Origin of the sequence: Tepidanaerobacter sp. EBM-38, assembly GCA_001896545.1 — a bacterium.
Classification (GTDB): Bacteria; Bacillota; Thermosediminibacteria; order Thermosediminibacterales; family Tepidanaerobacteraceae; genus Tepidanaerobacter.
Genome location: MPOT01000107.1, coordinates 1 through 15,693, shown reverse-complemented (window position 1 = coordinate 15,693; position 15,693 = coordinate 1). Strand labels below are relative to the sequence as shown.

Below are 15,693 nucleotides of genomic sequence, written 5' to 3'. Positions count from 1 at the left end.
TTCTTGCTTTAGCTTTATAAACCGGTCTATTTCTTGGTTGATTTCATTTTCCAAATCGATGATCTTAGCCATAGTGTTTTCAAAAGGACCCCTTAGTTCTCTGCCGCCGGATACCTTTTCTTGGGCAAAGTTTGTGGTTACCCGCATGGCCAAAGCCTTTAGATTTTCTAGTTGCTCTAGTTTACTGTTTATCCTATGATCCAGCCTCAAGGCCTGAGACAAATATTCTTTAGCCTTCATCATCTAGCACCTCCAATTTACCGCCGTAGTAGGTTTTAATAATGTAATCTCTCTTATCCTCATCAAGGGAAAGGATTTTCTCTATTGCCTTTTGTCGGTCCAGCTCATACTGCTCTTTGGTTTTATAGAAACTGCAGCCTTCACACTGTCTAACTTTTAAGGCAGTGCAGCTATTGTGTTTGTAAGCAAAGCAGTCCTGCATGGTTAACTCACCTCCCGATAAATTCTGGCTTTGACTGCATTAAGCAGTGCCTCTTGACCAGCTTCTTTATTCTTCAGCACTTGCATCACGTCTTCGTCGATAGTTCCCCTGGCTACCAGATGATGCACCACCACCATGTTCTTCTGCCCCTGGCGGTGGATGCGGGCATTAGCCTGCTGGTAAAGCTCCAGGCTCCAGGTAAGTCCAAACCAGATGATGGTGCTGCCGCCTGCCTGGAGATTTAAGCCATGGCCAGCAGAGGCAGGGTGAGCTAGCATCACCGGTATTTCCCTTTTGTTCCAGTCCTCGATATCCTTTGGTTTATCCAGCACCCGGCAGTCCAGGTGTTTTTTAATTCTCTCTAATTCATGGCAATAAGCGTAGTAAATAAGCACTGGTTTGCCATTTGCTGCTTCTATCAAATCCTCTAAGGTTTTTATTTTCTCATCATGGATCTCTTGTACTCTGCCATCTTCATCGTATACTGCTCCGCCGGTCATCTGCAAAAGTTTATTAGTCAGCACCGCAGCACTTCCTGCCACCACATCACCATTAAGCAGCGGCAGCAGTAAATCCCGTTCTAACTTTCGGTACTGCTCCATAGCCTTTGGCGGCAGCTCAACTGTTGCGATATTGTCTATGCGCTCGGGGATGTTCAGGTAGTCCCCACTTTTCATACTGATGCAGATGTCGGAGAGCTTGTTGTAGATAGCTTCTTCAGCACCTTCTTTGGGTTTGTAGGTGAAAATTACATTATGGTTTCTTTTATCAGGCAAGAAGTAGCGCTCCCGGTAACCGGTTATGGTTTTGCCAAGCCTTTTGCCGCTATCTAAAAGGTAAACTTGGGACCATAAATCAATGAGCCCGTTAGGAGCTGGAGTGCCAGTAAGGCCTACTACCCGCTTACAAAAGGGCCTTACCTTGCGAAGTGCCTTAAACCTCTGGGCTTTATGGGATTTAAAGCTGGAGAGCTCGTCTAGCACCACCATGTCAAAAGGCCAGTTATTTTTGTAGTAATCGACTAACCACTTTGTGTTTTCCCTATTTATGACGTAGATGTCGGCAGCAGTGTTCAAGGCTTGGATGCGCTCTTCTTTTGAACCTAGCACTTTGGCGATGCGTAGATGTTTTAGGTGATCCCACTTCTTAGCTTCCACATCCCAGATGCTCTCTGCAACTCTTAAAGGTGCAATTACCAAAGGTCGAGCTATTTCAAAGCGGTTATGCATAAGTTCGGCAATGGCAGTTAAAGTGATTACTGTTTTCCCTAAACCACAATCTAAAAATATCCCTGCTGCCTTCTGGTTTAAGATAAAATCTAGGGCATATTTTTGATAATAGTAAGGAACATACTTCAATCTGTCACCTCCTCGACAAAAGCATCAACTGCTGCATACGAATCCAGGACGTAAACCTTAAAGCCTAAGCTTTCCAGCTGCTCTTTTCTTTTTAGCTGCAGAGGCCTTAACTTCTTGCCAGGTGCTTTTAGCTCCACGAACACCACGTTTCCTGTAGGTAAAAGCACTAACCTATCAGGCACTCCTGCCATTCCAGGAGAAGTAAATTTTAAAGCAGCTCCACCCCTTCGTTTTATCTCCCGTTGTAATCTAACCTCTATTTGTTTTTCCTGCATTTTTCTTCAGTCCTTAGTACCATAGGAAGCCAATGGTCTCTTTTATATTTTTTAACCCCTTTTGCAATAGGCAAATCAAGGCCGCCTCCATCTATTAAATAGGTCAGATTATGTGTGGTTTGCAGGCATATGGCCTCTTCCCTTAGTACTCCCGCAACTATTTCTACAGCATCTTCATTCCACCCAGCCCAGATTATAAGGTGGGGGCAGCCCTCATGGTGTATTACCCTGTCGCCTTTATAGTCAAAGTTATGCTCTTTTAATATCTTTTCAATCTCTACAAAACTCACGTGGTCATCCCGGTATATCTTTTCTACGATTTCTTGTTTAATCATGTGTTCTCCCCTCCTGTTTTTTAGGTGGACGGCTTTACTCCACTTCTTTTTATAAACACTATTTAGGCATTATATATACCCTTATATATCTCTATTTCTTTTATATAGAAAGATATAAGAAAAAGGTGTCCACCCCGTCCACAGCCTTGAGGTATGGGGCTTTGGAGCCGTCCACCACCCGTCCACCTCTGTATCTCTACCCGTCCACATTTCCACTTTTTGGGTGGACGGGTAAAGGTTAATTTTCATCTACCCGTCCACCATTTCATCTGTTTTAGGGTCGAGTTTTAGCCCTTTCCATCTGCGCGGGGGTGTTCTCCTATACTCTGCTACATTAGAGTAGACAGTCTTTACTTTGTTGTTGAAGTTGGATTGATTGACAGGGTAGCAACCCCAATCTCCGCATTTCCTTCTATAGGTGTCATAGAGCTCTTGTTTACCCACCATACTTTTAGGATCTAAAATGCAGCACTCTTTTAAGAATTTATATACACTGTCACTTTTTTCTCTGTATTTTTCGCTCATATGTTTAACGCTTGCAATATCTGAAAAGCCGTCCTGAGCTTTAAGTCTTTTTAATCCCTTGATGGCTTTTATGAGAAGACCTTCTAGCTCTTCTTTGCAAAATAAGCTCTGTCTTAATTCTCTGTCATTAAATTTATTGTTAAATGGTATGACGATCCATCTTCTATGGTAGCCTTCAGAGTTGTCCCTTGATGATGGCAGTTCATTGGCGCTGAAGATTAATTTAGCTCTATTGCAAAAACTAAACGGCGGCTTATGCTTTTTCTCTGCCTGGACGCTGTCCCCCGAGGTTAGTGTCTTAAAAAGAGATGAGTCCTCTACGATTCTATTTGGAATATCAGCATAGAGATTTACCATCTTGCCAAAGAGTTCAGCTGTTAAAAATCTATTTTCAGTCAGTGACTGCAGCGCAATATTTGAAGTGTTGTCCTTTCCAAATAACTCTCCAATAAGGGCAATTAGTGTCCCTTTACCATTACCGCCTTCGCCGTATAAGAGAAATGTAGCTTCATACTTCATGCTGGGAATTAAGCAGTAGCCCAGCATCTCTTCGATTACCGGAATGCTGTCCTTTGCCACCATGTTTAAAAACTTATCTATCGCCGGGCATTTAGCATCAGGATTGTATTCTACCGGCAGCTGTATGATGGTATGAAGCTCTGGTGTATGGGGCACAAACTCTAATGTTTCAAGATTTAACAAGCCGTTTCTTACATTAAGATACTCTCCTGTAGTTGCTGCTTCGTTGGGATGCACTTCTAGCACTGTATTTTTAATGTAGTTTAAGGCTTCATTTAGCCTGTTAGTTTGAAACTCTGGTCCTAATACATTAGTAGCTTTTTCCCTAAACACTCTATCCCCGTCTACATACCTGCCGTTTTCATAGATGTAGAGTTCATCTTGAATGACTATCGCTTCATGCTGCATTAAGAACCAGTCTGCAAGATACATGGGAATAAATCGTCTCTTTTCAAAGAACATATCCTGTGGGTCCACTTCTTCACCTTTAAAATCCCTATCCATAGCAGCCAGTCTTTCTTCATCTAAGGTCTTTCTTACCATCTCATCCTTTTCAGCAAGCTCCTGCATAGCCATATACGATGGCAGCTTATTTACTGGTGTACCTTCCTTTGCATCATCATCTAAATCGCCAAACTTATGAAGTCTTACTAAATCAAAGGCATTACAAAGCTTTCCACATATAGGGTCTGTAGCATGGTAAGAGTAGGCAAAGTTATCTCTATCGTAAAGGACCAAACCACCTGCAGTGCTTCCGGGTATATAGGTATAGCGGCTGGGGTCATCGCCTGGTGCATAGACATCGCTTAAGAACTTCTCGATAGCTTGGGCTATGGTATAGGTCCGGCAAAAGGCGCCAACTATGCCGGGCTTCTCCCTGGGGTCGCCCTGCTTATCAGCCAGTTTCTTGCGTTCAGCTTTAGTCCGGGAGGACTCTGGCCAATAGGAGGGGTCTTTCCAATCGGGGTATCTTGCCAGTATTTCATCCGGGTCAGCCCACTCTTCATCCAGGTATTTAAAGATAAACTCCCCGTCCTTGGAGGTAGAAGGCCAATACATTAATCGGTGGGGTTGATATGTGCTGTCATCAAAGAAGTCGATGCCCAAATCCCCGGCGATACGTCTTGATACCGCTTGGTACTCATCAGGGGATACTGGCCTTTTAAGGGGGATGACAAGCCTAAGCCTCGGTGCCGAAGGTGTATGGCTGTGGGTAGAATACATGCAGCAGCCACGGCCAAACATCACCTCTACCCCTGCCCATAAATCCCCTTTTACAAAATCAGCGTCCAGTGTAACAATCTGCCGCCAGACTACGCAGTCTGCCTTTCTCCTGCCTCCTTTTAATGTGCCACCTACAAATCCTCCAACGTCCTTAATCCTATCCTTTTCCACCTTGGGGAGTTTTTTATACTCTTTGCAGCTTTCATGGGTTCTGGTAGTAGCGCTTAATTTCTTCACCAGCTCTGACCAGAGCATCTCCCGGTTTTTCCACTCCAGCTCCTTACGGCTCCTTCCGGTAGCAATAGTTAAAACTCCGTCGTATTTGAAAGAGGGCTTGACTTTTTTATTACTAGTCTCCTCTTGCATCACCAGCCACCACCTCCAGAGGCTTACACCTTTCGTTAAACCTTCTTATCCTAATCCCCAGCTTTTTGGCCCTTGTAATCTCATAAGACATCCCTTGAGAGATTTTCTCTCCAAAAACCCAAAGCTCATCGCATTTAGCCAACAACTCTAAACCCAGCTCTATACCAGCTGCTCTCTCCTCGGGGATTTCATCATCCAGAAAAGTGGTAAAGATGACATGTGGTGCTAACGGGATGCCGCCCCGGCTGTAAATATACCGGCAGTAGCCGATGGCCTTTTGTATGTTTCTATCAATATCTCCTCGTAGGGGAGAGCAGACATAGATGATGGGTCTTTTCCTTTGCACCAACAATCGGTTTAAATACCAGCGGGCTTTTTGCAGGTCTTCTTCTCCGGCTTTATGCTCAAAGCGAGAAAGATACTTAATGACATTCCCCGCTAGGTAGCCTTTAAATTGCTCCTCGGTGAGCTTGGCCTTGATAAAATCAATAGTTTCTATGCCGCCCATCTTGTAATGGCAAGGATTTATCTTGTCCATAGTTTTCTTCCCTCCCTAAGCGATTTGGCGTTCAATTACCGGTAATAGCCCTTTCTTGTTTTTCAAAAGGTCATAGAGAAACAATCGGCCTTTTTGCGTCCAGTAGGTATGCATCACACTTTTTTCGGCATCAATAGCATGGGTCTTTGATTGGGTATAACCCATATCCGCATACTCCTGATACAAAAGCCAAGTGTTACCCATCTTATACTGCACTCCTAATTCGTGAAGCAGTTTGTTCATGGCTCTACCGGACATGCCGTAATCCTTAGCAATCTTGCTTATTGGCATCAGAGATTTATTCTGTAAAATCAAATCGTAATAGGATGCTTTAGGTTGTAACTCTCCGATAATCTGTTTGTGTTGGGCGTTCTCCAGTTCTAGCTGTTTGGCTCTTTCTTTGGCCTCTTTGTATTCGGTAAGCAGTTTTATTCCGTATTCCGGGTTACCTAGCATTTCATCAATAAGGACATCTGTGGCGTACATGCCATATTTTCTAATGGAAGGCAGTACTTCATCAAACACCCATCTTTCAAATCGCTCCGCTGCAGGTAAGTTGGAGCGGACAATTAAGCGGTAAAGGTTTCCCTCGGTAATATATGTTTTTTCAACTATCTGTTTCGTTGAAGTACCATATTGGTTTGTGGTTATTGAGACCCCGTCGTGTTTCACGATCCCCTCTCTCCTGCAATGCCTAGATATTGCATCTCTCGGATTGGCGTATCCTAATATGGTTGCGCACTCCGTTGCCGGAAAATATTCTTTACCTTCAACAACTAAAACACTAAGCTCGCCGAACTCTGTATGGTTAAAAACTCTCAATTCGTTCATTTATAAATTCCTCCTTAATCTTTCATGTAATAATCTGTTTCAAAGCCTTCTGCCCGAAGTGGCAGTCCCGGTGCCCAGTTGATATCCTCGCTCATGATTTTTTCCACTTCTTTGAGGTTCCCAAAGCCACAGGGGACATCCAGCACTACCTCGTCATGAACGTGGAATGCAATTTTATATCCGGCTTTATCTAGCCTTAAAAGGGATTCTGCTAGACAGTCCCTGGCGATTGCCTGAATGATGTTTTCTGTGAGCTTCCCGCCGTAGGTGCTTATGCGGCGCCATTTGCCTAGCTCCATTCCTTCATAGGTCAGCTTATCTTTGTTAAACCGTGTATCTAATTCGACTCTGGGTCTGACGTAAGCCAAACTTCTACCGGAAGGAAGTCTAATAAACAACACTCCTGATTTAAAGTAGAACTTAAGACCATACTGCATAGTAACTGAAGTCCTGTCTTTTACGGCTCTTATAGCTGCATCTTCTACATTCTGCCACAGCCTTACGATATTAGGGTTAGACTTTCGCCAGGCTGAAACAACGCCCGGCAGCTCGTCTTCTTTAAGTCCCATGTTTAAGGCGCCCATAGCTTTTAAGGCTCCGACACTGCCTTGATAACCACAGGCCAAAGTGGCAATTTTCCCTTTTTGCCTAAGCTCATACTCGGGATTGCCTTTTACGATAAGCTCCATAGGCACCCCAAACATTCTACTGGAAGTCATTTCGTAAATCTTGCCGTGGTCCTTAAAGGTATCGATAACCCACTTTTCTCCGGCAAGCCATGCGATTACCCTAGCCTCGATGGCACTAAAGTCAGATACTATGAAACGATGACCCTTTGATGGTATAAAGGCTGTTCTTACAAGTTGGGATAAGACATCCGGCACACTGTTAAAGAGCAGCTCTAAAACCTCATAATCTCCAGCTTTAAGAAGATTCCTAGCCAGGTCTAAATCGCTCATGTTGTTTCTAGGAAGGTTGTGGACTTGAACAAGCCTGCCAGCCCACCGCCCAGTCGATGCTCCGTAAAACTGCAATAGCCCCCTTATCCGCTCGTCCTTTCCCATAGCCCGATCCATAGCCTCATATTTTCTGACCGAGGTTTTGGACATCTCTTGCCGAAGCCCCAGGACCCGTTTAACGGTAGGGTTATCAATTTCATCTAATAGCTCTGCTACTTTCGTTTTGGAAAGGCTTTTTACTTCAAGGTTGTAGTTATCTTTAAGCCAGCCTTTTAGCTGGGTTGGGCTGTTGGGGTTCTCAAGTCCTGTTAACTCTGTAGCTTCATTCATTAATTCTTTTTGATAAATTTCATCACACTGGATGGCGTTTTTAACCAGCGTTGTATCTACCTTTACTCCAAAGTCATTTATCTTCTGGTCCAAATACCACAGTTTTAATTCCTTATCTGTCATGGGATAGTTTTCTAACCTTTTACGGATACTTCGCTCCACCACCACATCTTGTTTACAGTAGGTTTTGAAGGTTTCCCATTTTCCTCTGTCATGGCAGGGAAGGTTTCTGGTCCTGCCGCCATTGGCTTTAGTGGGCCTGCAGGGCATAGAGAAGTATCTAATTAGCGCTTTCCCCTCATCCATCTTTTGCTGAGAGAGTTTCAAACACCTGGCTACTTCTTTAAGGCTTGCAGGAAGGCCTAACGTAAGAGAGTGGGCCTGGCTGCATCGCCACTGTTCTTGCGGCATCGGTTTGTTAAGGTGTTTGGCCAGACAGGTTCTTTCAAAGTTAGCATTAAAGGCGGATTTGATTATGTTAGGGTTTGTTAGGGCGTTTATCGCTTTATCAGGAATCTCTTCACCGCTGGCCAGGTCTATGACTTCTACCGGCTCGTCATCAAAAGCGTAGGCTAGTAACAATATCTCAAAGTCTTTTGCTTGGGTGTAAGCGTAAACCCCACATTTGGCAAGGTCTACGCTGCTATACGTTTCTAGGTCAATAGATAATATTCTCATCCTAAAATGTCATCATCTTCTATGGCTCCAAAATCATCTTCAGGTCTGGCACGCCCGCCCAAGGGCTCTCCATCTTCTAGCTTTTGAAGGTTTTGAAGTCCACAAGCTATCCCTTTATTGCCGTTGACGTTGTAGGCGTAGAAAACTATTGATGCCCTGCCATAGCAACCACTGTAGAATTCTGTCTGGTCTAAGATAGGCTCTACATTTTTATCCACGATACCAGGCTTTACATAGCTGTTGGCATTTACAAAATAGCTGTTTGCGTAAGCCTCATCATCAGGTCTATCGGTATCTCCATCCCTAAGTGGGGTTTTTAAATTGGCAGGTATCCTGCCGCCCAGTTTGGAAAGCCCCTCCTGCTTGGCTGCTTCAATGGCTGCCTTAATCTTTTCTAGTGTTTTCTTATCACTTTTTGGAATAATTAAACTTACAGAATACTTGGGCTCACTTCCATTAACACTTTGTGGCTCCCACACATTTGCATATGAAAATCTCACTTTTCCAGTTACAACTTTTGTACTCATTACAATTCCTCCTTAAAATCTATTTCAGCAGTGCTTTTAATCGCTGGTCTCTTGTCCGCATCCGGCGCTAACTTCACTTTACCCGGAGGCTTTTCTACTAGCCCCGCCAGTAGCTCATTAAACTGTTTCTTTCCTACCGCTTTTTCCATTTTGGTTATACCCAACAGGACTTTTTCATAAATCACATCTTCGCTGTATCCGGCAGAAATTAGCGCCTTTGCCACTTTGGCCTCGTCCACATATTTTCGATAACTTCTGCCTTCCACCAGCTTGTAGCCAGGCCACTGTTTACCGTTATTGACCGCCTGGTCTAGTGCGTAAGATTGCACATCAGAAATCCACTTCATATATTCATCTGCTGCATCCAGCACTTCCACTATTTCATCATCTGTTAGCAAAGGCGGCTGTTTGAAATCGTAACAGGCCAGTTTCATGTTCTCTTCCGCTCTTGCCCTGCAGGTTGACCTTACTCGGCAAAACCTGCAATGTTCTCCTGGATTAAAATCTCCTTCACCTTTGAAAGCCTTTTCCGCAGTTTCCTTGACTGTGCTATTAGCCCAGTGCATAAGGTCGTCAATTGTCATCTCATGGGTGCTGATGCTATCTAACCGAGGTTGCACGATGGTCATACAGGCAGTGTTTATGTCATACAAACAGCCAAACTGGTTTAGAGCACCTAAGGCATAAAGCCGCATCTGCGGGTTGTCCACTGCCGAGACAGGGATACCCTGACCGAATTTGAAATCTATTACTTCAAGCACATCATCGGTTACCAGAACTAAATCCCCCGTGCCAAAGCCTTCAGGCACCCAAGATGAGTAATCAAGTTTGGCTTCCAGCAGCACTACTGCATCTTTAGTGCGGGCTTTTGCTTCGTTAATCTTTTCCATGGCAAAGTCCACATAGACTTTTACATAATCGTCTAGCTCCTGGCTATAGAAGGAGTTTTGCCTTAATTCTTTAAGCCTTTTGTTAAACTTACTTTTCTTTATTAAGTCTAGGTAGTATGCAAGATACAGTTCTGCTAGGCTGTGAGCAAAGCTGCCTTCTCGTGCGTATTCGCTTTCTCCTTCCTCTACCGCCTCTTCTAGCCGAGCCGACGACGGGCAGCTGAGCCACCTCCCAGCACCGGAGGCAGAGAGCAATGCATGTTCTGCCATTTATACCGCCTCCGCATCTTTAAGAAGTGCTGGGTAGCTTTCTTTTGGAACATCTGATAGCTTTTTACCACCATGCTTTTTAAGCAGCTCCTTCACCTCTGCCTGTTTGCCATTTTGCATTAGTGCCGCAAGTTTTGCCCTAACTTCTTCCAATGTAATCTGCTCCGGGGTGGGCTCTGGCTCTTTAGTCCGGGTTGAATCTACTTCCTTTTCTTTTACGGCCTTTGCTACCGCCTGGATACTATCTGCCAAAGAGCGTAAATCCTCTACTAAATCTAGTAGCAGCTTGGTTTTACCCATGGTCTTCACCCCTTCCCTTGATTTCCTTAATCTCCACCGTCTCAACGGAATCCCCTGGTGTAACTACAAGTAGGTCTACGTTTTTACCAAGTAGCCAATTAAGAAGTCTGCTTTGAATTACCGGACTCTTTTCGCCACCGGGTTTTGCTACATTGATGGTGACTTTGTGTTTAAGACTCATATTTTCCATCTCCTTTCTGAGGGCAATTTTTACCCCTCACCTATATGCGAAAAAGAGGGCTCCTTCGAACCCCCTATTTTAGGTAAGATATTTTTTTAGTTTTGTGTGCATTTTCTTAAGTCGGTTCCGGATGGCAGCCTCACTTACACCTTCCTCATTGGCAATATCTGTGTTTGTTCTTTGGTCTACATATTTTTTCTTAAACAGTTCTTTTTGTTTTGCGGTTAAGTGCCCCATAGCCTTAGTAAGCCTTTCTAAGGTAGCCAGATGTTCCGCTTCCTTTTCTTTTTCTAAATAGACTCTTTCCGGGTTATAGCTATAATCTGTTAAATATTGATTGCGGTCATCTGCCCCTGTACCTTCATCGTCCTGGTATCCATCTAGATTAGCTGTAATGCGATAGTTGTATCTGCGCTGCTCGTCTACTTCCTCATCATCCATGGTGTGTAATAGCTCAATATCCGTGGTACTGGCGCCACCTTCACCTGGAGCAATAACTATCTTTGTCCCATCAGCAGTGTAGTAGATGTAATTAGTGCGATTCTTTTTACTGGTTTTATACTGCCTGCACATAAAATAAGCCCCTTTCCCGATGAGAAAAGGGCATGACAAGTAGCCAAAAAACTCACCGTTTTTTTTTAAACGGCTTGCCTTTTAGCTTCAAAATTTAGTATAGGCTTGTTTCTTTGTGTCCCTATCATAATTTTAGGTAATAAATGGGGAGCTGTGTCGGACACTTCATGCCCGGAAAAGTAGGCAACAACTGAAGTTTTGGAGTGTCAAATACTTAAAAATAGACAAAAAAAGAGCCATACACAAACCCTGGTTGGATTCATGTATGGCTCTTATGAATTTAGGCATAAAAAAACCGGACATCTGGTGCCCGCTTTTTAAGAAATTATTTTATAACGGGTCAGCACCCTGTTGCAACAAAAACGTCCTAATTTCATCCATTGATTGGGGGTAAAGGTATGTCAGTGCAAAATCATACCAGATATGGCTATTGTTACTATGAAAGTTTAATCGGAAAGGAGAATTGCTAATAATATGGTTGCTAATTCTAGGTGGAAGGTGTAGGCCAAGGCAAATTAAAATCAACGAATTAAGCGATCCTTGTGATTCTCCATTAACAATGCGTCGGATAGTGCGCTCGTTAATTAAGGTTCTTTCAGCTAATTCTTCAAAGGTTACGTCTTTCCATTCTCGAACTATTTGAAGGCAGGTGTGATAGTTGGTAGGCAGCTGGCTGTAAATGTGATTTTCTTCCATGAGTTTATCTGCAAGGAGCTGGTTTTGTTTTTCTCTAGGGGCGTGTTGATAACCTTTCCCGTAAACTACATCAAAAGCGATGGGAGATGTTTCATCTCTATTTAGAAAACATTCGGTATGGTATTTTTCTTTGCAGCCGGACCTGACCGATAAATCAAAAATTAGGCAGCACTCATCCATGTGAGTTCTAGCATAATCAGTCAGTACTGTTTCGCCAAATAGATTTACGGTTACATACTTTGGATGGTTTAAAACGAAATGTGCATCTACGTATTGGTAACTGCCATCTCTTATAAGGGTAGCCAATGTAGGATTGGTAAGACCTTGAATTGCCGCATCTTCTGCACCAATGGAAAAGGTCTGGTTTTTCTCTAGTATCCCTTTCTTAAATCGGTGAGGCCTTACGTAGCGCCCGTCTATGTAAGTAAAAGTTCCAGTGGCTTCTTCATACCCGGCATCAATCATGCGAATTTTAGCTGCAAGGCGGGAAACACAAAAGAAGGCAGCTAATTCATCGATGACCGGCTCTAATACATCTATCAGTTCATCTGTACCAAGTTCTTTGCGATATTCTCTAATAAGTTCAAAGGCTTTAGTTTTAAACATCCCAAGGGGCATTTGAATTCTTGGTGCAAGGGAGTTAGCCTGCCATTCCATCCAATCGGTGGCATCCCTTTCGCCATCTTTTATGCCGCCGACAACTTGGCATCTGATTTTAGTAGCGCTACTATTATACAAGCGCTCCAGTTCAAAAGCCTTTCTGTGCTTGTCCCAGTGGACACACTCATGGACTATGGTATTATTGACTGCGCCTAAGTTTCGCAAGAAGTAGGCTTTTGGGTCAACGAAGATTGTTCGGGCATTAACTGATGTTATTACCATCTCATCCTTATCAGGGTCGTAAATTTTAGCCTCAGTATCGTGAAAATAAACCTGACCAAAGATGGATAAATCTTTTGTGATATGTCTTATTTTTACATCAAGCCCCATTTTCTCGGCAAGTTTTAATGGGTCCACTGCCATGGGTGTTTTTAAGGCCTTAGGGTAATGCCTGCGCAGAAAATCAGTAGCTACATTATCTAGTTCTTCGCTATGAATATATGGAACGAGAGCATCTGACAGCGGTTTGGGCATCTTGTTTCTTTGACTGTATATGCTGATACCGGTAATCTTAAAATCATCCAGGCTGCATTCCAAATCGCCGACGCAGCAAAGTAAAAACCACTGATAGCATTGGTCAAAATCATCATAATGATAGTCACCTTCAGTAACCTCAATTTCAGCTTCCACAACTACATCAAACTCAATTTTCATATCCGGAAGGTCATTGACCGATACAAATTTTATTTCCATATCTGTGAGAAAGACCTCGCCCACGTTTCGCACATTACGCAGGTCTAGATCCAAGCTATCTACGTTTTCTTCTACGTAAACTTCTATGGCTGAGTAAAGCTCGTTATAAAACCTACTCCTGACATAGTCGGTAAAAGAACGATTACCTACCATGGCATGACTCCCTCACTGATAGAATTTTCTATACATAATAGATAAACTTATCCTTATCAATTAACTTCCATAGGTAAATTATAACATATTTTTAAGAAGATTTATTTGCAATAGTGACTTTAATTTGGAGGATAGCAAAAAAAACCTGCCTTCCAGGTAAGTCTAATGCCTAGTTGGCTGGTTTTATAGCACTACATTTATCGTGTCACACTTTCTTTCTTGCAATAAAAAAAGAAGAACCAACCGGTTAAGGTCAGTTCTTCTTGTGTTTGACGTTAGTTTAGATTTTAGTTAGTAACGGTTACTTTTATTCCTGGCACTGCTGGGTTAGGTGGTGTAGCTTTGTCTTCGATACCGGATACATATTTTACTTCATATGTTTTTGATAGGGTAACTGGATTAGTTAATGTTATAACTACGTCTTTTCCTGATGCGGTTCCAACTGTAAAATCCGGTGTAGTTGCACTCGGATCAAGTTTTACGCCATCAACGTATACTTCGAATACTCCTGCACCAGCTATTTCTTCACTGAATGTTGCTGTGATTTCTGTTTCGCTTGTAAATTTAGCGGAAACTAATTTTGGTCTGACGTTTTCTACCAAGTTTACAGCTTCGGTATATGGATCCATTGCTACGCCGTCACTGTTTTTAACTCCGCTTATTGATACATTTCTGTACCCAGTTAATGTATTAGTTCCGGATACTAGTTTGATCTCTACTACATCTCCAGGTGATAATAATCTTACACTTTCAATTTCTAGCCCTTCTATTGAGTAATTAGCTTTATTAGTAGCTGATGCTCCGTCAAGGGGCATATCAAAGTCAATCTGGATAAGGTCATTATTACTGGTTGATTGCGTTATAGATGTAACCTTTGGCTTAGCAGTAAGTGTATCTGCACCACGTGTAAATGTGATTTCTGTTTCTTCTAATGCATTACCCTTCTTATCCTTAAATGCGCCTGTCAATGTTACAGTATATTTTGCACCGTTTTTAAGGTCAGCTGCAGTACCACCATCTGGAGTGAATTTGACCGCACTTAATGCTACTTCGTATTCCATATCATCTGTATTTGGAACAGGTGCGAGTTCAGTACTATTTAAATCAATTGTTCCTTCAGTTGTAATATAGTTATAAACCTGAGTTGCAGGCAAATTGCTTACTGTTCCAGCATCTACTGGCTCATCGAATGTCAAGTGCAGGAACTCTTTGCCAGTGTTGTCTTTCTTGACTACTGATGAAACTAGTTTTGGTGCTGTTTTATCAGCTTTAAATTCTACCACTTTTGTAAAAGGATCTCCAGGATTTCCTGATAGATCTTCGTAATTTTGAATAGTTATTGTTTTAACCCCAGTTAAATCAGAAACAGGATCTTCTTTAACAGTTACAACTGTACCTGTTTTATCAACAGTTGCGTTTCCTGTTGTCGGTGTAATATCAATACCTACAGCTGATCCAGTTCCAACTACGTATTCACCTATTTTGCCTGTAGCATCTGCCTTCAGCTTTTCAGAGAAAGTAATTTTCATTACGCCTTCTTTTACTGCTTCGAGAGAAACTACTTCAGGCTTAACATCGTCGACTATAACTTTCTTAACTACTACATTTGTTGGGTTTGGAGTAATTAGGTTTCCTGCACCATCCTGTGCGCCGAGAATTGTTATAGTGTAGTTTTTATTTAATTCTAAATTAGTATCGGTTAAATCTACAATAATAAAATCATCGTTAGCGGCGAATGATTCTATAGCAATATTATCATCGCTTGGCGTAATCGTTCCTTCATATCTTAAAGGCTCAGAGAATGAAATTTTTGCTTTTCCGTTATCCGGATATGTTATACCTGTAACAGTTGGTCTAGTAGTATCTTTTACATTAATTGTTCCCGCATAAGGCTCGATAGCATTGCCATCCTCGTCTGTAACTCCTACTGTTACTAATACTGCATAATTACCTTCAAAGTAATTTGTAGCTGTAGCTTGAGCTGTTATTGTTAAAGTCTTGCCATCTTCGCTTAACTCTGCGGTCATTGTCCCTGGGTCTTTGGCTGTTCCAATCTTGTTAATTTCGATGTTGGCACCCGAACCCACTGTTGCTACTGTTGTTTCATCTACCGGCTTGCTAAACTTAATTTGAATCTGTTTAGCATTAATAGCACAAAATATACTGTTTTTATGTATAAGAAAAAAGCCCTAACCCCGCTTATATCAAGGGTTTAGAGCCTCCTTACATGCCTAAATTAGTCTTCATTCATATAATGAGTAGCATTATTCATACTGATAGGTTTTATAAGCTTATAATTCATAAAGGTTTTCTAATAAAACGATCTAATTATCCATTTCCGCGGCTATTTTTTCTATTTCTTTTTTAGGT

General features: G+C 42.4%; 16 protein-coding genes. All 16 read right to left on the bottom strand.

From position 1 onward, the window contains the following. The coding region (locus BUC45_RS11890; protein WP_366750270.1) for an RNA polymerase subunit sigma-24 at nucleotides 1-243 on the bottom strand (243 nt) is incomplete at its 3' end. Beyond that, on the bottom strand, nucleotides 230-442 hold the full coding sequence (locus BUC45_RS11885) for a hypothetical protein (protein WP_296972593.1): 213 nt from the start codon (nucleotides 440-442) through the stop codon (nucleotides 230-232). The genes BUC45_RS11890 and BUC45_RS11885, both read right to left, overlap by 14 nt. Nucleotides 443-444: 2 nt before the next feature. Continuing rightward, complete coding sequence (locus tag BUC45_RS11880) at nucleotides 445-1,800, bottom strand: DEAD/DEAH box helicase (RefSeq protein WP_296972591.1); 1,356 nt, start codon at nucleotides 1,798-1,800, stop codon at nucleotides 445-447. After that, nucleotides 1,797-2,075, bottom strand: coding sequence for a VRR-NUC domain-containing protein (locus tag BUC45_RS11875; protein WP_296972590.1), 279 nt, complete (start codon nucleotides 2,073-2,075; stop codon nucleotides 1,797-1,799). The genes BUC45_RS11880 and BUC45_RS11875 overlap by 4 nt, the downstream gene beginning before the upstream one ends. After that, the gene (locus BUC45_RS11870) at nucleotides 2,057-2,410 is read right to left on the bottom strand and encodes a hypothetical protein (RefSeq protein ID WP_296972589.1); all 354 of its coding nucleotides are present in this window, start codon (nucleotides 2,408-2,410) and stop codon (nucleotides 2,057-2,059) included. Before BUC45_RS11870 ends, BUC45_RS11875 begins: the two co-directional genes overlap by 19 nt. A 249-nt stretch (nucleotides 2,411-2,659) precedes the next feature. Further along, the gene (locus BUC45_RS11865) at nucleotides 2,660-5,044 is read right to left on the bottom strand and encodes a phage/plasmid primase, P4 family (RefSeq protein WP_296972595.1); all 2,385 of its coding nucleotides are present in this window, start codon (nucleotides 5,042-5,044) and stop codon (nucleotides 2,660-2,662) included. Then, nucleotides 5,028-5,582 (bottom strand): DUF3310 domain-containing protein, encoded by a 555-nt coding sequence (locus BUC45_RS11860; RefSeq protein ID WP_296972588.1) that lies wholly within the window; start codon nucleotides 5,580-5,582, stop codon nucleotides 5,028-5,030. Before BUC45_RS11860 ends, BUC45_RS11865 begins: the two co-directional genes overlap by 17 nt. A gap of 15 nt (nucleotides 5,583-5,597) precedes the next feature. Beyond that, nucleotides 5,598-6,413, bottom strand: a complete 816-nt coding sequence (locus BUC45_RS11855) for a phage antirepressor KilAC domain-containing protein (protein WP_296972587.1) — start codon at nucleotides 6,411-6,413, stop codon at nucleotides 5,598-5,600. A 14-nt stretch (nucleotides 6,414-6,427) separates the two neighbouring features. Beyond that, entirely contained in the window at nucleotides 6,428-8,380 is a 1,953-nt protein-coding gene (locus BUC45_RS11850) for a DNA polymerase (RefSeq protein WP_296972586.1), read from the bottom strand. After that, nucleotides 8,377-8,907 (bottom strand): DUF2815 family protein, encoded by a 531-nt coding sequence (locus BUC45_RS11845; RefSeq protein ID WP_296972585.1) that lies wholly within the window; start codon nucleotides 8,905-8,907, stop codon nucleotides 8,377-8,379. Before BUC45_RS11845 ends, BUC45_RS11850 begins: the two co-directional genes overlap by 4 nt. After that, nucleotides 8,907-10,067: a DUF2800 domain-containing protein gene (locus BUC45_RS11840; RefSeq protein WP_296972583.1), complete on the bottom strand. Its 1,161-nt coding sequence runs from the start codon at nucleotides 10,065-10,067 to the stop codon at nucleotides 8,907-8,909. The genes BUC45_RS11845 and BUC45_RS11840 overlap by 1 nt, the downstream gene beginning before the upstream one ends. Continuing rightward, nucleotides 10,068-10,367: an rRNA biogenesis protein rrp5 gene (locus BUC45_RS11835; RefSeq protein WP_296972582.1), complete on the bottom strand. Its 300-nt coding sequence runs from the start codon at nucleotides 10,365-10,367 to the stop codon at nucleotides 10,068-10,070. Beyond that, complete coding sequence (locus BUC45_RS11830; RefSeq protein ID WP_296972580.1) at nucleotides 10,360-10,548, bottom strand: hypothetical protein; 189 nt, start codon at nucleotides 10,546-10,548, stop codon at nucleotides 10,360-10,362. Before BUC45_RS11830 ends, BUC45_RS11835 begins: the two co-directional genes overlap by 8 nt. 78 nt (nucleotides 10,549-10,626) lie before the next feature. After that, nucleotides 10,627-11,121, bottom strand: coding sequence for a sigma-70 family RNA polymerase sigma factor (locus BUC45_RS11825; protein ID WP_296972579.1), 495 nt, complete (start codon nucleotides 11,119-11,121; stop codon nucleotides 10,627-10,629). 330 nt (nucleotides 11,122-11,451) lie between these two features. Further along, on the bottom strand, nucleotides 11,452-13,323 hold the full coding sequence (locus tag BUC45_RS11820) for a helix-turn-helix transcriptional regulator (RefSeq protein WP_296972578.1): 1,872 nt from the start codon (nucleotides 13,321-13,323) through the stop codon (nucleotides 11,452-11,454). A gap of 287 nt (nucleotides 13,324-13,610) precedes the next feature. Then, the gene (locus BUC45_RS11815) at nucleotides 13,611-15,410 is read right to left on the bottom strand and encodes an Ig-like domain-containing protein (protein WP_296972576.1); all 1,800 of its coding nucleotides are present in this window, start codon (nucleotides 15,408-15,410) and stop codon (nucleotides 13,611-13,613) included. Nucleotides 15,411-15,693: the final 283 nt, after the last annotated feature.